Annotated in this window: 22 protein-coding genes and 1 pseudogene; 8 read left to right on the plus strand and 15 right to left on the minus strand. The window is 47.5% G+C overall.

Annotation, left to right across the window (positions count from 1 at the left end; translation table 11 throughout):
* Positions 1–126: 126 nt before the first annotated feature.
* Together R8N49_RS09595 and R8N49_RS09600 are read right to left on the minus strand one after the other, a co-directional pair.
* On the minus strand, positions 127–657 hold the full coding sequence (locus R8N49_RS09595) for a sigma-70 family RNA polymerase sigma factor (protein ID WP_258490035.1): 531 nt from the start codon (positions 655–657) through the stop codon (positions 127–129).
* A gap of 120 nt (positions 658–777) precedes the next feature.
* A pseudogene (locus R8N49_RS09600) lies at positions 778–1463 on the minus strand (DJ-1/PfpI family protein).
* A gap of 125 nt (positions 1464–1588) precedes the next feature.
* On the opposite strand from R8N49_RS09600, the gene R8N49_RS09605 reads away from it, so the two are divergent.
* Both R8N49_RS09605 and R8N49_RS09610 read left to right on the plus strand, forming a co-directional pair.
* On the plus strand, positions 1589–2545 hold the full coding sequence (locus tag R8N49_RS09605) for a LysR family transcriptional regulator (RefSeq protein ID WP_017820076.1): 957 nt from the start codon (positions 1589–1591) through the stop codon (positions 2543–2545).
* A 127-nt stretch (positions 2546–2672) separates the two neighbouring features.
* A complete protein-coding gene (locus R8N49_RS09610; RefSeq protein WP_025768695.1) occupies positions 2673–3212 on the plus strand; it encodes a CAP domain-containing protein in 540 nt (179 codons plus the stop codon).
* Positions 3213–3289: 77 nt separating this feature from the next.
* Here R8N49_RS09610 and R8N49_RS09615 read toward each other — a convergent pair whose 3' ends face one another.
* The 4 genes from R8N49_RS09615 to R8N49_RS09630 all read right to left on the minus strand — a co-directional run bounded on the left by R8N49_RS09615 (position 3290) and on the right by R8N49_RS09630 (position 7537).
* Complete coding sequence (locus tag R8N49_RS09615; protein ID WP_005374615.1) at positions 3290–3709, minus strand: VOC family protein; 420 nt, start codon at positions 3707–3709, stop codon at positions 3290–3292.
* A gap of 602 nt (positions 3710–4311) precedes the next feature.
* Complete coding sequence (ahpF, locus tag R8N49_RS09620; RefSeq protein ID WP_186585578.1) at positions 4312–5880, minus strand: alkyl hydroperoxide reductase subunit F; 1569 nt, start codon at positions 5878–5880, stop codon at positions 4312–4314.
* A 335-nt stretch (positions 5881–6215) separates the two neighbouring features.
* Positions 6216–6773, minus strand: coding sequence for an alkyl hydroperoxide reductase subunit C (gene ahpC, locus R8N49_RS09625; RefSeq protein WP_005374632.1), 558 nt, complete (start codon positions 6771–6773; stop codon positions 6216–6218).
* Between the two features lie 305 nt (positions 6774–7078).
* Entirely contained in the window at positions 7079–7537 is a 459-nt protein-coding gene (locus R8N49_RS09630; RefSeq protein ID WP_005383518.1) for a MarR family winged helix-turn-helix transcriptional regulator, read from the minus strand.
* A gap of 137 nt (positions 7538–7674) precedes the next feature.
* Between R8N49_RS09630 and R8N49_RS09635 the strand changes: the two genes are divergently transcribed.
* The gene (locus R8N49_RS09635; protein ID WP_258490020.1) at positions 7675–8097 is read left to right on the plus strand and encodes an organic hydroperoxide resistance protein; all 423 of its coding nucleotides are present in this window, start codon (positions 7675–7677) and stop codon (positions 8095–8097) included.
* A gap of 77 nt (positions 8098–8174) precedes the next feature.
* Here the strand turns inward: R8N49_RS09635 and R8N49_RS09640 are convergent, their stop codons facing one another.
* Both R8N49_RS09640 and R8N49_RS09645 read right to left on the minus strand, forming a co-directional pair.
* Positions 8175–9272: a YdcF family protein gene (locus R8N49_RS09640; protein ID WP_042600224.1), complete on the minus strand. Its 1098-nt coding sequence runs from the start codon at positions 9270–9272 to the stop codon at positions 8175–8177.
* A 298-nt stretch (positions 9273–9570) separates the two neighbouring features.
* Complete coding sequence (locus R8N49_RS09645; RefSeq protein WP_258490021.1) at positions 9571–10470, minus strand: AraC family transcriptional regulator; 900 nt, start codon at positions 10468–10470, stop codon at positions 9571–9573.
* A gap of 184 nt (positions 10471–10654) precedes the next feature.
* Between R8N49_RS09645 and R8N49_RS09650 the strand changes: the two genes are divergently transcribed.
* Complete coding sequence (locus tag R8N49_RS09650; protein ID WP_258490022.1) at positions 10655–11518, plus strand: helix-turn-helix domain-containing protein; 864 nt, start codon at positions 10655–10657, stop codon at positions 11516–11518.
* Between the two features lie 91 nt (positions 11519–11609).
* The gene (locus R8N49_RS09655; RefSeq protein ID WP_258490024.1) at positions 11610–12197 is read left to right on the plus strand and encodes a GNAT family N-acetyltransferase; all 588 of its coding nucleotides are present in this window, start codon (positions 11610–11612) and stop codon (positions 12195–12197) included.
* A gap of 111 nt (positions 12198–12308) precedes the next feature.
* On the opposite strand, the gene R8N49_RS09660 is transcribed toward R8N49_RS09655, so the two are convergent.
* The 6 genes from R8N49_RS09660 to R8N49_RS09685 all read right to left on the minus strand — a co-directional run bounded on the left by R8N49_RS09660 (position 12309) and on the right by R8N49_RS09685 (position 19539).
* Positions 12309–12575 carry a DUF2999 family protein gene (locus R8N49_RS09660; RefSeq protein ID WP_004746427.1) on the minus strand — a complete coding sequence of 89 codons (267 nt, stop codon included), beginning with the start codon at positions 12573–12575 and terminating at the stop codon, positions 12309–12311.
* Positions 12576–12654: 79 nt separating this feature from the next.
* Positions 12655–13764 (minus strand): lipocalin-like domain-containing protein, encoded by a 1110-nt coding sequence (locus R8N49_RS09665; RefSeq protein WP_258490026.1) that lies wholly within the window; start codon positions 13762–13764, stop codon positions 12655–12657.
* Complete coding sequence (locus R8N49_RS09670) at positions 13764–16274, minus strand: ABC transporter permease (protein WP_258490028.1); 2511 nt, start codon at positions 16272–16274, stop codon at positions 13764–13766. Before R8N49_RS09670 ends, R8N49_RS09665 begins: the two co-directional genes overlap by 1 nt.
* Positions 16261–16971: an ABC transporter ATP-binding protein gene (locus tag R8N49_RS09675; protein ID WP_258490029.1), complete on the minus strand. Its 711-nt coding sequence runs from the start codon at positions 16969–16971 to the stop codon at positions 16261–16263. The genes R8N49_RS09670 and R8N49_RS09675 overlap by 14 nt, the downstream gene beginning before the upstream one ends.
* Before the next feature lie 225 nt (positions 16972–17196).
* Positions 17197–17442 carry a DUF3297 family protein gene (locus tag R8N49_RS09680; RefSeq protein ID WP_005374689.1) on the minus strand — a complete coding sequence of 82 codons (246 nt, stop codon included), beginning with the start codon at positions 17440–17442 and terminating at the stop codon, positions 17197–17199.
* A gap of 105 nt (positions 17443–17547) precedes the next feature.
* Positions 17548–19539, minus strand: a complete 1992-nt coding sequence (locus tag R8N49_RS09685) for a U32 family peptidase (protein WP_258490030.1) — start codon at positions 19537–19539, stop codon at positions 17548–17550.
* Positions 19540–19766: 227 nt separating this feature from the next.
* On the opposite strand from R8N49_RS09685, the gene R8N49_RS09690 reads away from it, so the two are divergent.
* Positions 19767–20213 carry a DUF302 domain-containing protein gene (locus R8N49_RS09690; protein WP_017634511.1) on the plus strand — a complete coding sequence of 149 codons (447 nt, stop codon included), beginning with the start codon at positions 19767–19769 and terminating at the stop codon, positions 20211–20213.
* Between the two features lie 95 nt (positions 20214–20308).
* Here R8N49_RS09690 and ptsG read toward each other — a convergent pair whose 3' ends face one another.
* Entirely contained in the window at positions 20309–21751 is a 1443-nt protein-coding gene (ptsG, locus tag R8N49_RS09695) for a glucose-specific PTS transporter subunit IIBC (protein ID WP_081886422.1), read from the minus strand.
* A gap of 265 nt (positions 21752–22016) precedes the next feature.
* Between ptsG and R8N49_RS09700 the strand changes: the two genes are divergently transcribed.
* Positions 22017–22724 carry a response regulator gene (locus R8N49_RS09700; protein ID WP_005383484.1) on the plus strand — a complete coding sequence of 236 codons (708 nt, stop codon included), beginning with the start codon at positions 22017–22019 and terminating at the stop codon, positions 22722–22724.
* Positions 22714–24144, plus strand: coding sequence for an ATP-binding protein (locus R8N49_RS09705; RefSeq protein WP_176311370.1), 1431 nt, complete (start codon positions 22714–22716; stop codon positions 24142–24144). The genes R8N49_RS09700 and R8N49_RS09705 overlap by 11 nt, the downstream gene beginning before the upstream one ends.

The following is a 24144-nucleotide window of genomic DNA, read 5'->3' on the forward strand; positions in this document are numbered from 1 at the left end:
CTTTGACAAGAAGTGTTCATCTAGTCGCGCTTGATGTAAAGCGTTAAAGCGTCGAGTTGTGTAACGACTTATGAAATAGACCGGAGCATAGCCAGTTAGTTTACATGGTTGACTACTTTTTGTGTCTTAATGACTCTCCTTCTGTGCGATGATCTGATTACGCGCTCTGAATAATCGAGTCGCCACTGTGTTGTGGTTGAGCCTCAAGGCTTGGGCAATTTCATCATGATTCAACCCAGCCACTAAGCTCAAGAGCAACGGCTCTCGGTATTTGGGTTCGAGAATCATCATTTGTTTTTGAAGCCAATCTTGGGCCATGTCGTAGTCACTGCCAGGGTAGGTTTTTGTCTGTATTGCACACTCATCAATGTCGACAAAATCGTACTGTTTTCTATCAAAGCGCCGAGCATTCTCACGACGCAAAATAGCAATGAGCCAAGACTTCGCGGCGTTGGGGTCATTTAATTTATCAAAGAATCGCCACGCTTTCAGAAAGGTTTCTTGCGCTAAATCTTGAGCAAGGTGGTGATCTTTGCATAACCAATATGCGAGACGGTAGATCTCTTGGTATCGCTCTTTCGTCAGTGCTTCGTAACGTTTACGTTTTTCCATAGCATTAAGATAAAAAGTTTGGAGAGCACGTTGTGTCTGCCAGATGAACGATAACCCTTTTTATCGCTTTTACAGTGATAAAAAGGGTTGTTCGATTAGGAAGATAAATTCGAAGAGTTAACCTTCGAAATATCGAAGGGTGACTCTGATTTCTTTCTTACACGCTTAAAATGGTTGGTTGGAAAAACGTGAGTACTGGATGGCATCTGCGACTTCCTGAGCTTTAGACTCTGAAGTCATAAGGTGAAGTAGCTTAAGAGCAGCTTGATAGCTAACTAGGCTACCGTTCGAAGTGATAACGCCATCATCAATGACAAAATTCTGGTCGACTTGTACTTTGACTGCTGGGTAATCTCTTTGAAAGCCGTTTTCACCTCCGGCCCAAGTTGTTGCTTTTTTGCCGTTTAAAAGGCCAGCTTCGGCTAACAAATACGCGCCAGAGCAATTACTTGCCATCCAATCTGCCGCTTTTGAGGTAGTTTTAATAAAGTGAATGAGATCTTTATTTTCGATTAGTGCATCCATGTCATAGCTGGATGTTAAAACCAATACGTCGAGTTCCGGCAGATCACCAATCCAAGCATCCACACCAATTTTTAATCCTTCTTCAGTGGTGATGGTTTTCTGATCGGAGACGGAAATGGTGAGCACGTCATAATCACTAAACCAAGTGAGACGACTTGCGACGCCAAAGACCTCTAAAGGCGCAGTAACATCAGAGGTCAGTACGCCATCGTAAACCAGAATACCAATTCGTTTATCTGCGGCATGTGCTGTTTGAAGCACCCCAAAGAATAGGACTAGTGTCGCTTCAATAGTTGTAGTGCATTCTTCAATCCGTTTTTACCCATGGTTTTTCCTCGCTAACAGAGCATCAAGTTATTGAGGTTCATTATATTTAGGCTAATTAGTGATTGAAGAGCCACTTGGTCTTTACTAAAGTGAATAAAATTCATGAATAGAGTTCATTGGTTATATGGATAAGATACGGTCCCTACGATTTTTTATTGCCACTTTAGATGGCGGTAGTTTTGCTGCGGCTGCCAAAGTGTATGGCACTGACCCTTCGACCGTGAGCAAAGCCATACATCGTCTTGAAAGCGATTTGGGTATACAGCTTTTTCAACGTTCTACGCGACAGAGCCGCCTGACAGAAGCTGGTCGTCGGTACGCAAATACTGCTAGGTTTGTACTGGAAGAGCTGGCGGCATGTGAGGATTCATTAAAAAGTCACAATGATGCGCTTTCAGGGCAGCTTAAGATTAATGTGCCAGTCTCGTACGGTCGCCTCTATATTCGTCCTTTATTAAAAGAGTTTTGCCGCCGCTACCCTAACATCACTATCGATATTCATTACGATGACGCCTACGTTGATATTATTGAGCAAGGTATTGATGTGTCGATTCGCTCTGGTGTCGTTCACGATAGTCAATTGATTGTGCGTCAGCTGAGCCCTATCGATTTTATCATTTGTGCCAGTCAGGATTACTTAGCGCGCCATGGTGTTCCGAGTGGCCCGGATGTATTCAATGACCATTCTTGGGTTCGTTTTCGTTTTAAACAAACGGGGAAACTGTTGCCGATTCGGATGCCAGAACCAGACGGTGCGAGTGAATATGACCCCGAAAGAAACTATATTGTAAATGACGGTGAATCCATGGCAGAGCTTTGCGCAGAAGGCTTAGGATTAACTCAGATTCCTCATTTTATCGCGAGAGACTGGCTTAAAGCGGGGCGTTTAGTGCCGATATTTCCAAGCATGCGCCAAGCAGGAAATGGCGTGTATCTTCTCTATGCCAACCGGGAATATGTGCCTGCCCGAGTGAGGGTGTTCATCGATTTTATCACTCAAGCAATACAGGATATGGATGAAACGCCATTCCATACTTGGGCTGAAACGTTGCCGATTTATCGACCGAACCAAGGCGATTGAAAACTTCATGTGAGTCTTTGGTTAAAAACCCCTAAGCTATATGGTGCTTTTATTGGTTTTTGTTAGTTTATTGGGCGTTATTATCGAAAAGCGCAGTTTGCTCTTCGTCACTCATAAAGGAAAGACAATGCCAACTAAGATCTTAGTGCCTGCTTTGGCCCTACTTCTCAGCGCATGTGGCGGCGATGGGGAGTCGTCAGCCCCAGCAGAAAGCGGCTCACAAAACTCAGGTTCCACATCGTCACAAGGCACATTTGCCGAGCAGATGCTTGCAGCGGTCAACAGCGCCCGCTCTACTACACAACAGTGTGGTGCAACCACCATGCCACCTGTTGGGGCCCTGACTTGGAGCTACGATTTGGAAAGCGCCGCTTATCGACATTCAAGCGACATGGCGAACAGCGATTTCATGAGCCACACAGGCTCTGATGGCAGCAAGATGTCAGATCGAGTTAACGCAACGGGCTATGCTTGGAGCGCCATTGGTGAGAATGTCGCCGTAGGGCAAAGCAGCATTAACGCCGTCGTTAATGCTTGGTTATCGAGTGAAGGTCACTGCCTTAATATTATGAGTGCGGATTTTGATCAGATGGGCGCGTCGCTTGTCGAAAATCACTCTGCACGCTACGGATATTACTGGACTCAGGTTTTTGCCAAACAGCGCTAATGCGATAAAGAAGCCTGATAGATAAAATAAAACGCCAGCAGTCACTATCTGCTGGCGTTTTATTATTTACATCTCTTTTAGCTTGTCAGGTTACGAAGTTTTGGGTCATCCGCCAGGTATTCAACAAATTCAATCTCAAAACCGGCAGGGTCAACAAAATACACATTTTTGCGGTATGGTTCATCAGCACCAGGTTGGGCAATCGGATAACCTGCATCGGTTAGTCTTTTGATGATTGCATCGACGTTGTTGGTCACATAAGCAAAATGCGCTAGCCCAACTTGGTGCCCGCTCAACTCGCGGTTTTCTCCTTCGCCATGGTCACTCATGGCTATGTATTGATACTCGTCGCCAAAATGTAGCCAGTTTCTTGGTTTGCCACTCCATTCGCCTTTACCTTCATCACGCACGTACCAATGTGGAAATGCAGTTTGGTAAAACTTCAGCATTTCAGGGATATCTTTCACGACTAAGTTAATATGTTCTAGTTGGATCATGATGTGCTCCTTTTTGTCATTTTCTAGCCAACGATGAATATGCTAAAACCTCAAGTTAAGTTTAGGTAAAGGGCTTTTTTAAAATTTTTTAGGGTTGATATCTTTGGATCTGGATACATTGAGAGATTCGGTGGGTTTGGTGCTTTGAATCTGAGAGTTGGGTTAGGGGCTTGCAACCTTGTTTCACCTTTTGTTTGTTCGTGCTACTCATTTTCGATCGAGTTTACGGTGAGTAGATTCCGAGTCTCACCTAGGTTCGCGGGAATGACGGGGAGAGAACGCTAAACGAACAGCGTCATTCTGAAGGAGCCTAAGCGAGTATTCAGAATCTATTCGCAGCGCGTTGTGATGCTGGTGGAGTGAACTGAATTATCCGTGATTGTAGAGCCATTCCCTCCAGTTTGAACTCGGAGCGCTGAGAGATTTGCTTACACCTCTCCCCAAACCAAAAAAAGCCAGCAGTTAATATCTGCTGGCAAAGTCTTTGGGCTTCTAGGTTTTTTGATTTTATTTCTTGTTACTCATCGCTGTCACGGTGCCCCGATTGGTTTTCCGGGGAAGAAAACACAGCACCGTGCGCTTTGTGTTCAAGAAATTGGAGATTAACCTTGCTTACGGATTAGGTAGTCAAATGCGCCTAAGCTTGCTTTTGCACCTTCACCCATCGCAATGATGATCTGTTTGTAAGGAACGGTTGTTGCGTCACCTGCTGCGAACACACCTTCTAGGCTAGTATCGCCACGGCTACCGACTTCAATCTCACCGCGCTCAGATAGCGCTACTTCTGAATCTTTTAGCCATTCTGTGTTCGGTACTAGACCGATTTGAACAAAGATACCTGACAGTTCAATCTCTTTGATTTCGTCTGTGTTGCGGTCTTTGTACTTCAAGCTTGTTACGCGAGTACCGTCGCCTACTACTTCTGTTGTTTGCGCCATCGTGATGATGTCTACGTTTGGTAGTGAGTTCGCTTTGTCGATAAGCACTTGGTCTGCGCGAAGTACGTCTGCGAATTCAAGAACCGTTACGTGTTCTACGATACCAGCAAGGTCGATAGCCGCTTCGATGCCTGAGTTACCACCACCAATAACTGCGGTTTTCTTGCCTTTGAACAGTGGGCCGTCACAGTGTGGGCAGTACGCGACGCCTTTGTTGCGGTACTCTTGCTCACCCGGAACGTTCATTTCACGCCAGCGTGCACCAGGGCTAAGGATGACACTCTTACTCTTCAGCGTTGCGCCGCTTTCAAGTTGGATGTGAATCAAACCATCTTCTGTGTGTGCTGCGCCCATTAGCTTCTCAGCTTGTTGCTCAGTCACGACATCTACGTCGTATTCTTTTAGGTGTTCTGCAAGATCAGTCGCCAGTTTTGGACCTTCAGTACGTTTTACCGAAATGAAGTTCTCAATTGCCATGGTGTCCATAACCTGACCACCAAAACGCTTAGCAACAACGCCAGTACGAATACCTTTACGAGCGGCGTACAGAGCAGCTGCGCTACCACCAGGACCACCGCCGACTACAAGCACGTCGTATGGGGCTTTTTCGCTCAGTGCTTTCGCGGCTTTCTCGCTCGCGCCGTCATCCACTTTGTTTAGGATTTCAGTCAGAGACATACGGCCTTGACCGAATAGCTCACCGTTTACGAATACGCTTGGTACTGCCATGATGTCGCGCTGTTTCACTTCATCTTGGAATAAACCACCATCGATCATGGTTGCTTTTACTTTCGGGTTGATCGCCGCCATCATGTTGAACGCTTGAACCACGTCCGGACAGTTTTGACACGACAGTGAAATGAAGATTTCTACGTCTAGATCTTTGTCTAGTGCTGCGATTTGCTCAATCACTTCTGGTTCTAGTTTGATTGGGTGACCGCCGGAATGAAGCAGTGCCAAGACTAGAGAGGTAAATTCGTGACCCATTGGCAAGCCTGCAAAGCGTAGTGCTGTGCCTTTTGCTGGGTTAGTTACCGCCATCACTGGTTTACGTGCGCTTGCGTTGTCGTCACGTTCAACGGTGATTAGGTCGCTCATCTCTGCGATTTGGTTCGCTAGAGACAAAATGTCATTCGATGCTTTGCTTTCATCTAGACTAACCACTAAACGAACTTCTTCTTTTACATTAGCCAGATATTGTTTGAGTTGTTGTTGGATCGCTTGGTCTAACATAGTTGTTACTACCTTAATTAAATAGTTACCAATCAAAACAAGTATTTGTTCATTCTTGCTAGCTAAAATCGTTGATAACTGCGTTATAGATTTTGTAGTTAGAGTAACTAGCTATCGAAAATCTATGCCTGGTTCTAAACGATTTTTTCTACGCAATTACTGCACACCTACTTATTCAGATAGGTAATAAAAAGTGGTTACTGTAGATAAAACCTGAGGGGGAGAGAGCAAATCAGGCAGAAGGTCGTCAAGGTATCTAACCTGAAGTGCTCTCTAATTCAGTTCTAATCAGAAAAAGGAAATCGGGAACTGATTAGAACTTAAATTTCAGTGGCTTAGATTTTGCCAACTAGGTCTAGTGATGGAGCTAGAGTCTCTTCACCTTCTTTCCATTTAGCTGGGCAAACTTCGCCTGGGTGTGCTGCTACGTATTGAGCTGCTTTCACTTTGCGTAGTAGGTCTTCTGCGTCACGACCGATACCTTCAGCAGTGATTTCCATTGCTTGGATAGTACCTTCTGGGTCGATTAGGAACGTTGCACGGTCTGCAAGACCTTGACCTTCACGCATCACACCGAAGTTGTTTGTGATGTTGCCTGTTTGGTCGCCAAGCATGTAGTACTGAATCTTACCGATTGTGTCTGAGCTGTCGTGCCATGCTTTGTGAGTGAAGTGTGTGTCAGTTGATACTGAGTAAACTTCTACGCCACGTTTTTGTAGCTCTTCGTAGTGGTCTGCTAGGTCGCCCAGTTCTGTTGGACATACAAACGTAAAGTCTGCTGGGTAGAAGAAGAATACTGCCCATTTACCTAGAACGTCTTGTTCTGTTACTTCAACGAATTCGCCGTTTTTGTACGCTGTAGCTGCAAATGGTTTGATTTGAGTATTAATCATAATTTACTTTCCTTTGAATGTTTTAAGCTGAGCTGTTGTTGCTTTCGGAAAGTATATTCTCATCGGAGTGTGTTTAAGGAAAATCGCTTGTAACTATCCTATTGATAGCTATTTCCTATTTCACTTGATAGGGAAATCCGATGTAAGTGAGTTTGCTTTGATAGGTTTTATTGAAGATTAAGGCAGAGTAGCAATAGAGAATACCAATGATTACTTTGAGTAGATCTTCTAGCTAAGATCGAAAGAGCCTGCATCTCGGCAGGCTCTTTCTAATAGGAAGTGTGGAAGCGGATGCTTCTATCTTGTTAGCTCAGATTGTCGAGCACTTTGCCACACAACTTCTTCAGCATGATCATTTCATCTAGCTCTAAGGTGATTTTGCACATCATAGCGTTTGGCACTGACTTAGCTTGTTCTTTAAGGTCACGACCTTGCTCGGTGAGGTTGAGTACGCGGACGCGCTCATCGGTTTCACTTCGGCCGCGCTCTACATAGCCTTTTGCTTCTAAGCGTTTAAGCAGCGGCGTGAGTGTGCCTGAGTCCAAATGCAGTTGAGACCCCAACTCTTTCACGCTGGCACCATCTTTCTCCCACAACACCATCATCACTAAGTACTGCGAATAAGTCAGATCAAGCTCGTCCAGCAACGGGCGGTATGCTCGGATCACTGCATTTGCTGCGCTGTAGAGCGGGAAGCAAACTTGGTTTTCGAGTAAGAGTTTATCGTCGTCGGTCATGGTGTTGTCGGTGTAACACTGGCTCATTGGTGTTGCCTACCTGCTTGCAGAGAAAGAGAGTTATAAAATAAATTGTGCACAATATAGTTGCAAACGATCTTTACTTCGATATAAGATTGCAAGCAATTAAATTGCGTACAACTTAAATTAAGAAGGACACTCGCATGACTACTCTATACAAAACTCAAGCTACCGCTTTGGCTGGTCGTAATGGTCAAGTAAAAACTGATGACGGTCTTCTCGATCTAGAGCTGTCATACCCGAAGGAAATGGGCGGCACAGGCGCAGCAACTAACCCAGAACAGCTTTTTGCAGCGGGCTATTCGGCGTGTTTTTCTAACGCGATTTTGCACGTAGCACGTGAAGGTAAAGTAAATCTGAAAAGTGCACCCGTAACAGCGCAAGTGGGCATCGGTCCTAACGATAACGGCAGCTTTGCACTGACAGTGAGCCTAGCGGTAGAGCTAGACATGCCACAAGAGCAAGCGCTAGAGCTAACGCGCATTGCACACCAAGTTTGCCCATACTCAAACGCAGTTCGTGGCAACATTGATGTGGCAGTAACGGTAAACGGCGAAGCGATTTAAGCGGTTCTTATCACTGCACAAAGACAAGAAAGCCTGCAAGTACGCAGGCTTTTTTGATTGGTATGAGTCGAGAATACTTAACGCGACTCTAGCGGGTAAGAGCGGTAGCTCCACATGCCGTAAGTACGCAGTGCATCGCGGTAGATACCAAGCAGTTCGCTATCGCTGGCTTTGGCTAAGTCTTTCAGTGGCTTGTCTGGGTAGCTTACGGTGTCGAAAGTGATGCCTTGCGGACCAGTTTGCCAGCTTGCGATTTCAAACAAGGTTTGACCACGGCGCACATGGCTCGCTGAGCTTATGATGGTTGCGTGCTTGATGTTATGACGCGCCAATGCGTAGCTGCTGAATAGGGCGTTACCTACCGTGCTGGTGGCGTAGTTTTCTTCAATGATGCGATCTTTGCTGATGCCTTTTTCGATCAGCCAATCCGCCATTAATTTGCCTTCAGTTTTGTGGTTCTTCGGTACGCCTCCCGTCAATACGATCAATGCGTCTGGATTTGCTTTCGCCATTGCTAACGTGGTTTCCAAACGCTCAACTAAGATCTGGTGCATAGAACCATCTGGGTTCAGCGCGTATCCCAGCGTGACGATTGCGCCTTTGTCATCCAGTTTGCCTTTGTCGGCTTTCTCTTTTAATGGAGTCGCAAGTACGCGGTCTACGGTGTCGAAGATGCGTTGGATGTCTGCGGCTTTACCTGCATTGAGCTTCGTGAGCGTCGCCATGTGTTTCGCTGATTCCGCTTGGTTGCCCTCAAAGCGTTGCCATACCGCTAAGTAAGCGTGCAAATCCACATCGTCTGGTGCGACAGAAAGGGCTTGTTCAAACAGTTCAATCGCGCGGTCTGCATTCTTGTTGTAGATCTGCGCGTTTGCTGCAGATATCAGTAGGTCAGTGCGGTACGGCTCAAGTTTGTATGCTTCTAGTAAGCGGTCGGTAACAATCTCCATGTTGCTCGGCATTTTGGCGGTAAAACCCGCATGCGAGATACGCGCAGGGGATTTGAATGCTTGTACTGCGTCGTTGAGAAGTTGGTCGACAACCTGGCGTTTAGTGACGATCTGTGAGTAATCGGCGGAAGATTGGACGGCAGCATCGTTAGCCGCGATAGAGTATGGGGCAGCAGTCAGCGCAATCACGCTACCAAGAGCAATGGCAAGTAAGTTCTTCTTCATGGAATGTCCTAGAGGTGCTGTAGTACCTAGTTTTTATTGTGCCTAGCGTTGTAGGTCGAACGGGGTCGATAGAATTTTTTCAGTCTAGGTTCGCTTCATGAATAATCTGTGAAATGAATCCCAACTCAGCCGAGCGAATGAATGCGCGTGGCCAAAACGCGAAGTAGGATCACGAAAATACTGAGGTATTCGTTCGTGTTCTAAGTAATTGGATTAAAAGATAAACAGCGTTTGGAAGAACGAATTTAAGCAACCAGAGTAAGAAATGAAAAAGCCTGCAACGATGCAGGCTTTTGGTTTATTTGATGGCAGTGCAGAAGCTAACGTCTGCATGGTGCGTTTGTGGGTCGAAGCTGTGGTAAAGCTCGAAGCAAGGACGGTCGTCGTTCTCAATACCGGATTCAATCACTTTGCTCATGACATCATCCCACGCTTTTGAGTATTGGCTTGGGTCAGTAATGTGCTGGCGCATCACCGCATATTGACCGCCGGGGAAGTCTTGCAGCTCAATGCCTTTGGGAACTTCGGTATCTTCTGGCACCATCAAGCAGATATCAGTGCGACACTTCTCGTCTGGCGTGATTTCTGGATTGTCATGGTAGATGAAGATGCAGGTATTGCCTGCCAAACCTTTCATTCCTGCCCATTGATACAGGCGACCTGATGGCTCTTCATAGCCTTGGCCGTAAGGGCCGTTTACGCGAATGTAAGCCAGTTTAGCTTTTTCAAAGTTTTGCGTTTCCATTGTCGTGCTCCATTTGGTGAGTTCAGAGCCAGTATATGAATCGCTTGGTGTTACTTCGTTTCCATTCTTGCGCAACGTGTGTCCAATCTTGCTGTTTCGTGCTAATTCAGAAAATTGCTGATAGTTTTCGCAGTCACGAAAGGCCGTAGGTGTAACGCCATAATGTTGTTTGAAGGCTTTGGCTAAGCTCTGTGAGCTAGAAAATCCGTACTCTAGGGCAATGTTCAATACTGGTTGCTTGGATTTGAATAAGTCATCGGCGGCGGCTTCTAAACGTAAACGTCGAATGAAATCGGCCAATGTCTCGCCTTGCACGGCTTTGAAGGTGCGATGAAAGTGATAAGGAGAAAGGTTTGCCAGCGCGGCCACTTCTGGCAGGTTGAGTGGTTCATTAAAGTTTTGTTCTAAATAACGAATCACAGGAACCAGTCGTTGGTGGTAGTCGACGCGCATCGGGGTATTTCCTTGTTCTGTTCAGCTTGTTTTCTCTGCTCAAAGCCTACCGCAATCCAACAAGCTTGCAAGGGAGCAGGGTGAGAAATGCGTGGCGAGATGCGCGTCAATCAGTCACACTCAACTAACAGATGTTTAAGCAAAAACGTTGCGCTTATTATCTTTACTAACCGCTAGGACAATCATGATAGCTTGGAAACACACTCTGCCAGAGTACGAATGGCTCATTCATCAAGTGTGGTACTTGGAAGTGCCTGAGGGTGAAGTCATTGACCCCAAGCCGCACCTTATTCCAAACCCGCGTGCTCATTTACTCTTTACGCCACCAGAGCAAGGCTACAGCTACGACACGGGAGACACTAAGCTTACTGGCAAAGGCTGCCATTTATTAACGGCTAACGAACACTTGCTGCTGTTGGAAGATACGGCTCCCATCAAGCGTATTGGTATCACCTTTCGCCCCGAGGGTTTATATGCCATTGAGTCCTTTTTTAGTGACGCATCCCAAGTTAGTGCAATTAACCAATGCGAATGGTTTGATTGGCTTAACGCGGCGTTTGATGAGCCCTTTCAACAAGGTCTATGGCAGTTAGAGTTGCAGGATTCACCGCAATGTTTGCTGGACTATATCAAGCGACATTTAGATGCGTTAGATATCGAACCTTGCCGTACCAAACCGTTTTTGGCATCGCAAAAAGCAGTGTCCGTGATGGATGCTCAAGCGCTACGTTCACCTGAGTTAGCGATGGATATTGATGAGATAGCCAAACAGTGCGCCTGTTCTCGCAGAACGCTTGAGCGCAGTTTCAAACAAGTGGTGGGGTTGAGCGTTAAGCAGTATCAACAAATGGCGCGTCTGGAGCAGATGATTTTGACCCTCTACAAGCAACAAGAGGCGATTGATTGGGCGAGCTTCTCACAGCAATTTGGTTTCAGTGACCAATCGCATTTGATTCGTACCCTCAAACAGCAGCTAAGAAAAACACCGAGCAAGTACTTGAAAAAGCGCGACTTAACCATCGATATCTATGGCGATTTTGAGTCGTAATACATTGCTAAGCAGCCCGAAAGTTGTCGCAAAAATCCAATTTTTCTCTTATTCGCTGGGCTACTATTTTCAGCAGATAACGAGGTAACAAATGTCATATCAAAAACTAAAACAAGGCGAAGCCATCCCATTTAACGAATCGTTGACTATCCAACTGATTCAAGGCTCTGATCTACAAGATATTATCGAGATGTTGAACGACGATAAGGTCAATCAGTATCTGTTCTTCGCTCCTGCTGACAACAGTCTGTATGAAGGCTTCTTTGGCCCTATTATTGAAAATACGGCACAAGCGATCAAAGACGGTGTTTGGCCAGATAGTCCAACGTTCGTGATTCGCGACCGACAAGGTCAGTACATAGGAATGTGTGCAGTGACCGCAGTGATGTTCTTAACTGGCAACTACGAAGTGGGTTATCAGTTACCTACTTGCGCATGGGGCAAAGGCGTTGCGACTCGCGCTTGCCAAATGATGACCGAGATTGGATTTACTGAGCTAAACGCCCATAAAGTCAGTGCCGATTGCTACGCTTCTAATGCTGGCTCTTACAAGACGTTAGAGAAAAATGGTTTTACTCAAGAAGGCCGTCAGAAAGACTACTACAAACTAGAGCAAGGCTTTGACGATAAACTTTACTACGGTATGACCGCAGATCAATTCGCGTCTTTAAATCGCTGATAATTAGCTGGCAAAAAAGTAGCTAACAACAAATTAGTGAACAAAAAAGGCCGTTAACCCACATGCTCGGGTTAACGGCCTTTTCTATATTCAGCGCTAAATGGTTAAGACTTAGTTGCCTTGGTTTTGGCTTTGAAGCTTCTCTTTTGCTTCTTCAACCTTTGAGAAATCCAATCCCAACTCGTCTACGGCTTCTTTAATTAGCGCAGGGTTTTGCATCACTTGCGCCATCAGCATTTGTAGCTTGTCTTGTGGCAAACCTAGTTGGCTGATTGTTGCCATTGCCGCTAGAGGGTTTTGCGTCAGAGTCTGAAAAATCTCGTTGATTTGCTCATCGCTGATGTTGTTCTCTTTCAGCAAGGCGATAATTGGGTTCATCATATTTCCTTTCAATCAGTGTATGACTTGGTTGCCAGTATTTGTTCTAGTAGAATAATTGGGGCTCCCGCTCAACATTTCAATACCCCGTTAGCTCCATGTAACCAGTCCCAGAATGAGAGCCCTCAATACGTACTGGGCCTTCCCAATAAGGTACCGAAAGCGGCATTTTCGCGTTCGGGTTGAGAGCAGAAACGGTAAGCTCAATTTGCTGATTTGGAATCGACACTTGCCACTGGGTTGGATACTTTCGCCCTTGGATTTCTGTTTGCTTGGTTGCTATTAAGCGAATGTCTTTTTGAGAAATGGCGATGCCAGAGCCATCTTGCTGCATCAGCTTTGCGCTGGCGTAACTAGCTTGTCCGGTTTTGGAATCCCGCAACTGGAACACCACCAAGCTGGTTTTGTCACTCAACCTCAGAGCAAACCAGTCCCAGCCTTGTTGTGAGTCGAGTAAGAATTGCGAGCTCCACTCTCGATCTATCCAGCCTTCACCCGACACTTGATGAGTTTCGCCGTCGATGGTGACTTCACCGGAGACATCAATAAACGGTTGGCTGTAGTAATACGAAGCCACCTGACCATCGGCACTTTTGGTGCTGTAACCTTGCTCGCCTTGCTTTTGATAAGGTGCGCTGCTGGTCAGTTTTAGTGAGTAGCCAAACTGCTCTGAATTGGCATTTAGCGTGGCAGGGAAGAGGTCGTTGGTTGAAGAGGTCCACTGCCAATCATCGAGGTAAACACGAAATGGAGAGCTATCGACGCCGGCTAAGGACGCTTGAGCGCGTGACCATTTTTCATCTGCATAGTGTTTGTCGGTTGTCGTGACTGCGCTGTGCGCCATGTAGATTTGCTGAGTTTGCCACTCGGTTTTCTTCACGTCATCTTCGCCCGTTGGCGGCGCAGCAGCAAAGCGAAATTGTGTCCATTGAACGCCAAGTGGGTTGCCTTCTTCATCAATTAAGTTAGCGGTTAAGTACCACCATTCATGACGAAAGTTTGGGTGCGCTTGATGATCGGTAGGAAAGGTGAGTTCAACCCCTTTTTCTACGGGTGTGAATAGGTTGCTCTCGCTTTGTGTATCTCCACTGCCCAGCAACGTGCCCATATTTTTTTGTTGGGCATCTTCACAACCGAATAGGAATAAGCTGCTTATGAGTAGAGTAAGCTTGCTTGCCAATCGAACCATCACAAGACCTCGCTTTGCAAACTGGAGACGACAGGCTTACTGACCAATCGCCACAGCGGAATCAAGGTTGCGATCACTGCCACCAAGATGGTGATTGCCGCAATGCTCAGCGCATCACTCCAATTCCACAGATAATTTAAGCTCCAACCAAAAGCTCGTAAGGTGACGATGTCTGTCAGTACATAACCCACCATCGCACCGAGGGGCAGGGCAATGACCAGCGTAAAACTGACCAAAGCGACGATCTGCCCGACCACCATGGTCATTAATTTACGACGGCTGACGCCAAGTGCATACAGCCTTGCAATGGCGGCTTTGCGCGCGTCGAGCAACATAAAACAAGCACTGAACAAACCAATCACCGCGACCATCAACGTCACGCCGTTGAGTGCGCGTGTAATGGCGAAGGTCTGCGAGAAAATATCCAACGTGATGGATTTGATTTGCGCCTGATCGTAGAGCTGACTTGGATGCAGATTCAATTGCTCGCGCAGTTGCTCGTATACGATTTGTGGGTCTCCTGATACTTTAATGCCAAGGCTTGTTGGCAGGTCGGTAAAGCCACTCTCTTGCCATAATTTGGGTGCCAATAACACTTCACCGTTGGGTGAGCCGTAATCGTGGAATACCGCACCCACAAGCAGGTTCTTATTTGGAACGGCATCAAGCGTGAGCGCGCTACCCAGTGATAAACCCAGTTTGACCGCGGTTGGTTCACTGATAGCGACCAACTCACCTTGGTAAAAGCGTGACCAGAAGTTCTCCAAATGCGATTTGAACACCATGGTTTGTTCTAAGGTGTCTTTGTCTTTGGTACCAAGCAAAATCGGTAAGCCTTGCAGGTTATCGTCGACGTAGTATTGCTTGTAGACGGTCTCAACATTATTGAACTGCCCTAACGCGCGCTCTACATCAGCGATTTCTCCTTGGGCAGGGCTGACGTAAATATCGGCGTGTAGCCTTTGTTCTAACCACTGTTTTAAGGTGGATTCAAAACTGCCCACTAGCGTATTCATCCCCATATTGGCTGTAACGGCGAGTAGCAGTGCCATCATGGCGAGAGAAAGCGGAGAAATCAGCTCGCGCAACTCAGCAAAAAGATACTGCATCAAACCGGAATTGGTGCGTTTTTCACACCAATTGGCTAAGACGCTGAGTGTTTTGGGTAGATATAAAGGAATCGACACCACAAGCACGCCGAGCCACGCCATGGTGAAGCGGTGATGCTCACTCAACCATAACCCTGCGAGTGCGAGAGCCGTCAACGAAGCACCTATCACGAACAATTGGTTTTCGTTAGAGGCTTCCGGCGCTTGATAAAATCCGCCATGAGAGGAAAGCGGCTGGCGCACTCGCTGTTTAAAGTGCTGCCAACATGCCAACAGGGTGGCGACTAACGTGAGTAGCAATGCTTGTGCCCACCATTGCCACTGCCAAGTTCCGGGCAGCAGTGTCGCGCCATAAAGTTGCTTTAGAGTCAGTGCCACGGTCGGATGTAACCAGTGGCTAAGCTGCATGCCCAATACAAAACCGAGGGAAGCGCCGATGGTAACGAGAAGAGTGAGCTCAACTAACAGCGCAGAGAACACAATGCTCGGCGCAACACCCGCTTGTTGAATTTGCACTAACAGCCGATTGCGTTTCAGCAAGCTGTACTTTACGCCGTTGTAAGCGATGAACAGCCCGACTAAAAACGCGAGTAAGCTCATTGCGGTGAGGTTGAGGTGAAAGCTGTCGGTCAGCGAACCAAGGTCTGTACTTTGGTTATTGGAAATCCATTGCCCTTGATCGCTAATCAGCTTCTGCCAATTTGCCTGCGTGTCTTTATCCCCTTTATCACCCGAATGGAAAACTGCAATGTAACTGAGCTGCCCTTGTTTATTGAGCAGTTGCTGGGCAAAGCCAATGTCCATCAACATTCGGCTACCTAACTGCCATTCGTCTGGTAGCACCACCACTTGGGTTGGAATGTCATCCAGAGTTAGGGTTTCTACTTCCCCTAAGTTTTGATGTTGAGATTGGCTCATCATCACGATCGGCTTACCGGCCAAAAGCTCAGGTAAAGGTAAAGCACTGTCGAACAAAGACACGTTTTGTTGGTTTTCTGACGAATAGCGCGAACGTGAGGAAATTGCGGCAATCAACTCACTACCTTGCACTGACCAGCGACGCCCTTGTTCGTCTCTCACTCGCCCTTCGATTACAGGTAGTGCTGCACTGAGCCCGTTTTGTCTAAGGGTGAAATAAAGAGACTCGGGCAGATAGTTTTGCCCTGCTGGTGGAATAATTAAGTTCTGAGCTTGTGCGCTAAGCTGCTCGGTAGATTCCGCATAACTTCGTTTGGCATTGAGGTTGATGGCTTGCACCGCAACGAATAAGGTCACAGCCAACACGATACCGATCAGAATCGCGGCGGCTTGCAGTGGCGCCTGCCGATAGTGCGCTGCAAACAGATTCAGGGCGAGTCGAGTATGAGTGAATCTGTTGTTTGATGGCTTAGTTTGCTTCATGGTGAAGCTCATGTTTGTTTACTTGATGGCTGTTCTGTAGCTGACTGTTATCCAATCGCAGCCGTGCTTTCATAAATTCAGCGCATTCATGGCTGTGGGTCACCAAGAGCACGGCGGTATTGCCTTGGGTGGTGATTTCACTGAGTAGTTTCATCACTTCCAAGCCTGCTTTTTGGTCGAGGTTACCTGTGGGTTCATCGGCGAGTAGAAGCTTAGGTTTGTGTGCCAATGCGCGCGCAATCGCGACTCGTTGTTGTTGACCTCCGGAAAGGGCAGAAACATGACTGTCGAGAAGTTGGCTGATACCTAGAGTCTCGACCAAATAATCGCACCAGTCGTTCCATTTCTGTTGATTCAAATGCAGAGGGAAGGCGATGTTTTGCTGCACGTTGAGCGGCGTTAATAGATTGAATTGCTGGAAGATAACACCGAGTTTTTGATGTCGAAATCGGCTCCATTGTGGGTCTTTCCAAGCCGCCGTGTTATCGCCATCTAACCACAACTCACCATCGGAAAGCGGCTCAAAGCCAGCGATGACATTGAGCAAAGTACTTTTGCCGCTGCCACTTGCGCCCGTCAGCGCAACACTCGCTCCTGTGTTCAACGTGAAGTCGACGCCTTCCAACACGCGATGTGTCTCTTTGCCATCGACAAAGCTTTTGCTGGCGTGTTTGAGTGTGACAAGTGGGCTTTCCATTTCCTCTCCCTGTATTCAAAAGGTGTCGTTTCTTTTGGCAATGCTTATTGCTGTTCGTTCTTTAGAAACTTTAGACAACAATCAGATAAAAACAGCGATTTACATCGATTTCTTAATAACTTGTACTGAAAAGAAGAGGGAAGAGATTAAATGAGGAGGGATATGACAGGCATTAAAAAAGCCCGAGTCAAACTCGAGCTTTCAAATACATTCAGCGTGGTCAGCTTACACGTAGTACGCTTCAACTTCGCCTTTAAGTTTGATTAGCATTGGGTTACCGAAACGGTCTTTTGCTTTAGGAGAAGCAATTTTTACCCAACCTTCGCTGATGCAGTATTCTTCTACGTCAGTACGCTCTTGGCCGTTGATACGAATACCGATTTGGTGCTCGAAGCATTCTTTGATGAAGAATGGGCTACGTGGGTTACCCGCTAGGCGATCTGGTAGAGCTGGTTTAGCTGTGTCTGTCATTTTGTGTGACCTAAATTCCGTAAAAAGTGCGCTATTGTAGTCAGTGCACTGTGTGTGTTCAAGATATGTTGAGAGTCGATGCGTTGTTTAACTTTCAAGTAACTCCTACAACCCCTTTAAATACTGCGCGTTGGCTGTTGGTTGAATCATGGCATTCAGCGTTTGGACGGTTTGTTCGCTGTGTTCTTCAAGTAGAGCTAAGAACGCGTCAATCAACTCAGGTTTGCTTGCTGAGACTTTCGTTTCGGTCTGGATATCACGCAGATCGATCAACACATCGGTAAACAATTGCGGCAGATCGTGCAGCACTTGCAGGTTTAAGATGTTGTGCTCGCTGTAGATTGAATTGTGGCTGCCTTTTTGTTTTTGCACCAAGTAAGGATTGTCTTTTAAGTTGATGATAGACGTGCGTTTGTCACAGCGTTTCAAACAACTTTTGTTGACCTTCACCTTACGGCATCCTTCGGTTTGTTGAAACAAACATTGGCGGCTCGTGAGTAGAGTGTTCGGGTGATAAATGCTGTAGAAGCTGCGCATGTTTTTCGGACGCTTTATGTGACGCACCTGCTTCATATTCAGCTCGTTAGAAACAAACGCGCCACTTGCCGCGAACTCGTCTTGAAGGCATTTAAACGCGTATGAGTTCACCGTGTTCAGTTGTGGGCCTGCCACCCAGCCTAAGCCGAGCTCTTTTGCGATCATGCCGACACCTGAGTTGTTGGTGATCAACAACTCAGGTTGGATGGTTTCCAAAAATACGCGCGCGGCGTGGTAGTCTTCGCCAATCAAAATGGCTGGGAACCAAGGTTTGAGCATTGGGTTGGCTTGGAACAATTCAATCATCGCGCTCAGTTCACCAGACAATCCCATTGGCAATTGATAGTAAACATCAACGTCGTGGTATTCGCACAGCATGGCTTCTTGTGCTGACGAGATCAGAACCGATAATTTTGGCGCACCTTGGCGAGGTTCTGGTTGAGGTAACGTTGGCAGAGTTGGCACATCAATCGACCCTTTCAAGCTGCTGCCGGATACTTGTGTTGAAGTGACATCGAACGACTTAGTTTGCTCTGCCACTTTCTCAATGATCGCGGTTTTGTCATCGTAGAGTTTCTTTTTCACCGCTTGTACATCATCAGCAGACTGGCATTGGTAAACCTTCGAAAAATGCTTTACAGCATGGTCGCGCGGGTTGTCGATGTACATCGCCTTGCCGAAATCACCTTGCAAAAATGCGTTGGAGAAATCACGGTTGAACACCGTGTATAACTCTGTGGTGTCTTCAGAGAGTTCCAAACCCTCGCACAAGCGATCGATTTGCTGGCGCCAATTGTCGACCACGGTATAGACGTAGTGCGATTTCTTGATTCGCCCTTCCACTTTTAATGAATACACGCCAGCATCGGCAAGCGCTTCCAAGTCCCCAAAGGCGGAGTTGTCTTTCATATTGAGTGGGTAGTTGTTGCCTGTTTTGGTCGTTTCGTACTGTTCGCGACAAGGTTGGCTACAGCGTCCACGGTTACCTGATGCGCCATTGCGAGCTGAACTGATGTAGCAAATTCCGGAGAATCCGATGCAGTATGAGCCGTGGACAAACACTTCCATCATTACGTTGTGCTCGCGACCAAATTGCGCCAGATGTTTTATTTCATCGATGTTAAGTTCGCGAGATAAGTTTACTCGGCTTGCGGTGAGCTGGTTGAGAAAGAGGATTTGGCCTTCGTTATGCGTGTTCAGTTGCGTTGACGCGTGCACATCCAAATCGGGAAAGTGATGTTTGAGAATATAGGTCAGACCGAGATCTTGCACGATCACGCCATCGATTTTGGTGGTGTTCAGTTGGCTGAGTAAGCGAACAATCGCCGGAATTTCACTTTCTAAAATCAGCACATTCAATGTTAGGAAAATCTTACAGCTGTGCTGATGGGCCAACGTTAACACGCCATTTAAGTTATCTAAGGTGAGGTTGGTCGCTCGGTTACGAGCATTGAAGCGGTCGAGCCCACAGTAAATTGCATCGGCGCCAGCGGCAATGGCGGCTTTGATGGAATCTAAATCACCACCGGGTGCTAATAACTCAAATTGATCGCGTGTCACTACTTTTCTCTTTCTTACTAAAATAGGCTGTAAATGTTACGTATTTCACGCTTTTGATGCTCGGCTAGTTAATGCTTTATTAATCTGAATCAATTTATCCGTGTTACACGGTCGACTCTTGAGTGGGTAGAGTGCAATTCGCGATAGTGGAATTTGACTTCTATAGTTTTCCTACACTTGGTTTTTCTATATCTAGTTTTCGACTCAGAGAGAGGAAGGGACGACAAATGAAAAAAGTAATCATCGGGTTGGTCGTGGCGTTGACGTCATTGAGTGCGTTGGCTGGTGAGGGCGTGGTAACCGTTGCGAGCACACATTCAGCAAAAGATACGGCGGATAAATTTGTCGCTATCGCGCAAGAAAAAGGGTTGAACGTCTTTGCGCGCATTAACCATCAAGAGAATGCCACGAAAGTCGATATGACGTTGCGACCAACTGAAGTTATCGTGTTTGGAAACCCTAAAGTGGGCACACCACTGATGATCTGTGCGCAGGAGGTGGCGCTCGATTTACCCCAAAAAGTGTTGGTGTATGAAGATGCTGAAGGCAAAACGTGGTTAGCTTACAACGATCCGATGTATTTAAAGCAGCGCCATCATATTGAAGGCTGTGACGAGGTATTGAACAAAATCAGCGGCGTGCTGGGCAATTTAACCCACGCGGCGGCGAAGTAGGGCTGGTTATTGGCTTCGCTTTTTTTACTCCGAAAACGAAAAAGCCAACCTCACAAGGAGGTTGGCAAATCTTACCTAGATTGGGGGAGGTAAGATCAGGAGGTGGCGAGTACGCTGTGCACTTTTGACTTAATTGAGTCAGACTGCGTGCCGAAAATCGCTTGTAAACTGTCGCCAATCACTAACACATCTCGCGCGCCAAGTGCTTTTAGCTTAGCAACATCAACGTTAGCGATGTCTTTCACCGAGACACGCAGACGAGTGATACACGCATCGACTGACTTAATATTGGCTTTGCCGCCCAATGCAGCTACTACATCCACCGCAATTTCATCAGGCTCTCCGGTAATCTTCACTTCTGCAATGTCGGTTTCACGACCCGGCGTTTTCAGATCCAACTTCACAATTAGGAAGCGGAACAAGCCGTAGTAGAGCGTCGCCCAGATTGGACCGATGATGATGAACATCCACGCGTTGCTCGACATTGGGTAGTAAAGGAAGAACTGGATCGCGCCGTGCGCAAAGTCAGTACTGTGTTTGATTTCCAAAAATGCGGTGATCGCAAACGCAATACCAGTTAGGAAAATATGGATCACGTACAGCACTGGCGCGACGAATAGGAAGGTAAATTCGATTGGCTCTGTGATACCAGTTAACCAAGAGGTCAACGCCGCAGACATCATCAAACCGCCGACGATTTTCTTACGCTCAGGAGACGCGCAGTGGTAAATCGCCAATGCCGCTGCTGGTAGCGCCCACATGGAGTACATAAAGCCACCAGACAGATAACCTGCGGTTTTATCGCCCGCGAAGAAGCGAGTGAGCTCACCGGTAAACTCTTTGCCGGTTTCTGGGTCTACATAGCTGCCGACTTCAAAGAAGAACGGCGCATTCCAGATGTGGTGCAAACCAACCGGGAGTAGTGAACGTTCGCCCGCGCCGTAAACCGCCCACGCGAGTACAGGGTTTTGGTACGCTGCCCAATGAGAGAATGCATCAAGAAGTTGTCCGACAGGTGGCCATGCAAACGCGAGAATCGCACCAACGACGATCGCCGATAGACCGGTGACAATGGGCACAAATCGCTTACCCGCGAAGAAGCCCAAATATTCCGGCAGTTTGATGTTGTAGAAGCGGTTGTACATGATTGCCGCCACCGCACCGATAAAGATGCCGCCAAACACCCCGGTTTGCAGCGTCTCAACGCCCATGATCGTGGCGTCAGTTTCTAGGCCGCGCAGGCCAGTCACGATACCGAGCGATGCGTTCATAATAATTAGGCCAACTAAGCCTGCGAGCGCAGCCGCACCGTCATTGCCTTTTGATAACCCGAGCGCCACACCGACCGCAAACATCAACTGCATGTTGCCGAACACGCCTTCACCGGCGGCGAGCATCACTTTGTTGACCGCGTCTGGAATAAACGCAAAACCCGCGTTACCAATACCCAGCATCAAGCCAGCCACCGGTAACACCGCCACAGGCAGCATCAACGACCGCCCTATTTTTTGTAGTTGTCCAAATATACTTGCAAACATGGTTTCCTCCTGACGAATGCCAGTGTTGTAGGACCTGATTCCTTCAGGTCATGTTGTTTCACGTAAGGTCAGGATGATCATAGCGAGCAAGGCGGCGCCTAAGGTTACAAAAGGCAATCAGTTTGTAAGTGGCCGCTTACAAATCTCTTACACCGAGAAGTGAAAATTGCAATCGGCTCGATTGTGCATGGGCGTTTAAGAATGCATCATATTGGCCAGCGCCAAACTCAGGGGCAGGCACAGGGACGGACACAGGGAAAGTAGGATGGAAAACAAGCAGATACTGGTCGTCGATGACAACCTCGACCTTCGCGAAGCGTTGTCGGATTACCTTGGCCGCGCAGGGTTTGAAGTGCTTTGCGCGGAAAACGGCGGCGTGATGTGGCAACTGCTCAACGATCACCATCCTGATTTAATCATCCTCGATATTATGATGCCCGGTGAAGACGGCTTTACCTTGTGCCAGAAACTGCGCAAAAATTCCGATATCCCGATCATCATGCTGACCGCCGTCACAGAAGAAGCCGACCGAGTCGCAGGACTAGAAATGGGCGCTGACGACTACATCACCAAATCATTCAGCCCGCGAGAACTGCTCGCGCGCATCAAAACGATTCTGAGACGCAGCCAATCGACCGCCAATAGCAAACTGACGCGTAAAGTGCGTTTTGACGATTGGTTGTTAGATACCGTAACCCGGCAACTGACCCACGTCGCTAGCCGCGAAGTTAAGCAACTGAGTGGCGCGGATTTGTCGCTGCTCGGTTTGTTCGTCAACCACGCGCAATCAATATTGTCTCGCGATGACATTGCGCGCGAGATCTGGGGACGTGATGCCGACCCGTTTGAACGCGGCATTGACGTGCAGATCAGCCGCTTGCGTCATCACCTTGAAGATAAAGACCGCTCGCTGATCCTAACGGTGCGCAACAAAGGCTACATGCTGACCACGGACGTGCATTATGAGAATTAAACGCTGGACGGGATCACTGGTCGTTCGCACCAGTGTGTTCTTGTTACTGGTGATCATTCTGGCGCAGGTATTATCCGGGATTATCTGGTATCAACACGCCAGCGAACGCGATAAAGAAGGCCTGACCACCACGGTCAAAAGCTTAGCACTGAGCGCTTCTTCCACCATCGCTTTCTTTCAAACCCTCCCTTCGGAATACCGCCACTTGGTGCTCAATCAACTACGCAATATGGGCGGCACGCGCTTTTTCGTCTCACTCAATAATCACCAGATTGAGGTCGACCCACTGCCAGAGAGCGAACGCAAAACGTTGGTCATCAACCAAGTTCGCGAGGTATTAGAAAGCGAGCTGAGCGGCATTCCTAATATCGAGGTGGAGTTCACCCAGCGCGACAAACTCAAAGTGTTCAACAACGAGCTACCTATCGATGAACTGCCACTATTGTGGGCGCATTATTCGCTTTCGTTTGGTGACCTCAATCCACCGATTCTGGTGATGCAGGTCGAAGTCGCACAGAACGAATGGTTTTATCTCGCGGCGGTGCTACCCGCGCCTTACATCAACCTAGAGACTAACTATTTTGAGCTGCGCCAATGGCTGACGCTATTGGTGTCCGCGCTAATGCTGTTGCTGTGTACCTGGTTTATCGTTCGCAAAGAAATTCAACCCATTCGAGAGCTGGCAAAAGCCGCAACCCTGATGTCGAGCCGATTAGACGTGCCCGAAGTCTCTGAGCGCGGCAGCAACGAACTGAAAGCGGCGGTCCGTGCGTTTAACAAAATGAACCGACGCATCGACAGCCACATTAAAGACCGCGAGATGCTGTTCAGCGCCATCTCCCACGATCTGAAAACACCAATTGCCTGCCTAAAACTACGAGCGGAAATGCTGGATGACGACGCCGACCGAGAACGCTTTATCCGCCTGAGTAACGACCTAGACTTGATGGTCAAAGGCGCATTGCAATGCATTAAAGAGACCGATATCCACGAGGAAATCGAGCCGATCAATTTCACCCAACTGATTCAGCACATTTCCGCCAATGTCGCCGATGCGCCGGACACGATTCGCATCCACGGCGAAATCCGCACCCACTTTGCTGGTAAACCGTTAGCGATTAAGCGCTGCATTCAGAATCTGGTCGATAACGCGCTCAAATACGGCCATCAAGCGGACATTACGCTGATTGAAAGCCCAGAGTCGATCCAGATTGAAATTGAAGATCACGGTGGCGGTGTTGACGATTCATTACTTGAAAAGCTCTGCCAGCCATACTTCCGCGCTAGCAACGATAAAGAAGGCAGTGGGCTAGGATTAACCATTTCACAGAGTATTGCAAAGGCTCATGGCGGCAACTTGTTGCTGAGCCATTCTCAGTTTGGCGGCCTCTGCGCCACGCTGACTTTCCCGAGAGACTGA

It is taken from the genome of Vibrio sp. 1978 (genome assembly GCF_033344345.1).

What these genes read in the sequence shown, in the direction of transcription:
- R8N49_RS09605 (WP_017820076.1), top strand. Translation starts at nt 1,589, where the DNA reads ATGGATAAGATACGGTCCCTACGATTTTTTATTGCCACTTTAGATGGC.
- R8N49_RS09610 (WP_025768695.1), top strand. Translation starts at nt 2,673, where the DNA reads ATGCCAACTAAGATCTTAGTGCCTGCTTTGGCCCTACTTCTCAGCGCA.
- R8N49_RS09615 (WP_005374615.1), bottom strand. Translation starts at nt 3,709, where the DNA reads ATGATCCAACTAGAACATATTAACTTAGTCGTGAAAGATATCCCTGAA.
- ahpF (WP_186585578.1), bottom strand. Translation starts at nt 5,880, where the DNA reads ATGTTAGACCAAGCGATCCAACAACAACTCAAACAATATCTGGCTAAT.
- ahpC (WP_005374632.1), bottom strand. Translation starts at nt 6,773, where the DNA reads ATGATTAATACTCAAATCAAACCATTTGCAGCTACAGCGTACAAAAAC.
- R8N49_RS09630 (WP_005383518.1), bottom strand. Translation starts at nt 7,537, where the DNA reads ATGAGCCAGTGTTACACCGACAACACCATGACCGACGACGATAAACTC.
- R8N49_RS09635 (WP_258490020.1), top strand. Translation starts at nt 7,675, where the DNA reads ATGACTACTCTATACAAAACTCAAGCTACCGCTTTGGCTGGTCGTAAT.
- R8N49_RS09640 (WP_042600224.1), bottom strand. Translation starts at nt 9,272, where the DNA reads ATGAAGAAGAACTTACTTGCCATTGCTCTTGGTAGCGTGATTGCGCTG.
- R8N49_RS09645 (WP_258490021.1), bottom strand. Translation starts at nt 10,470, where the DNA reads ATGCGCGTCGACTACCACCAACGACTGGTTCCTGTGATTCGTTATTTA.
- R8N49_RS09650 (WP_258490022.1), top strand. Translation starts at nt 10,655, where the DNA reads ATGATAGCTTGGAAACACACTCTGCCAGAGTACGAATGGCTCATTCAT.
- R8N49_RS09655 (WP_258490024.1), top strand. Translation starts at nt 11,610, where the DNA reads ATGTCATATCAAAAACTAAAACAAGGCGAAGCCATCCCATTTAACGAA.
- R8N49_RS09660 (WP_004746427.1), bottom strand. Translation starts at nt 12,575, where the DNA reads ATGAACCCAATTATCGCCTTGCTGAAAGAGAACAACATCAGCGATGAG.
- R8N49_RS09665 (WP_258490026.1), bottom strand. Translation starts at nt 13,764, where the DNA reads ATGGTTCGATTGGCAAGCAAGCTTACTCTACTCATAAGCAGCTTATTC.
- R8N49_RS09670 (WP_258490028.1), bottom strand. Translation starts at nt 16,274, where the DNA reads ATGAAGCAAACTAAGCCATCAAACAACAGATTCACTCATACTCGACTC.
- R8N49_RS09675 (WP_258490029.1), bottom strand. Translation starts at nt 16,971, where the DNA reads ATGGAAAGCCCACTTGTCACACTCAAACACGCCAGCAAAAGCTTTGTC.
- R8N49_RS09680 (WP_005374689.1), bottom strand. Translation starts at nt 17,442, where the DNA reads ATGACAGACACAGCTAAACCAGCTCTACCAGATCGCCTAGCGGGTAAC.
- R8N49_RS09690 (WP_017634511.1), top strand. Translation starts at nt 19,767, where the DNA reads ATGAAAAAAGTAATCATCGGGTTGGTCGTGGCGTTGACGTCATTGAGT.
- ptsG (WP_081886422.1), bottom strand. Translation starts at nt 21,751, where the DNA reads ATGTTTGCAAGTATATTTGGACAACTACAAAAAATAGGGCGGTCGTTG.
- R8N49_RS09700 (WP_005383484.1), top strand. Translation starts at nt 22,017, where the DNA reads ATGGAAAACAAGCAGATACTGGTCGTCGATGACAACCTCGACCTTCGC.
- R8N49_RS09705 (WP_176311370.1), top strand. Translation starts at nt 22,714, where the DNA reads ATGAGAATTAAACGCTGGACGGGATCACTGGTCGTTCGCACCAGTGTG.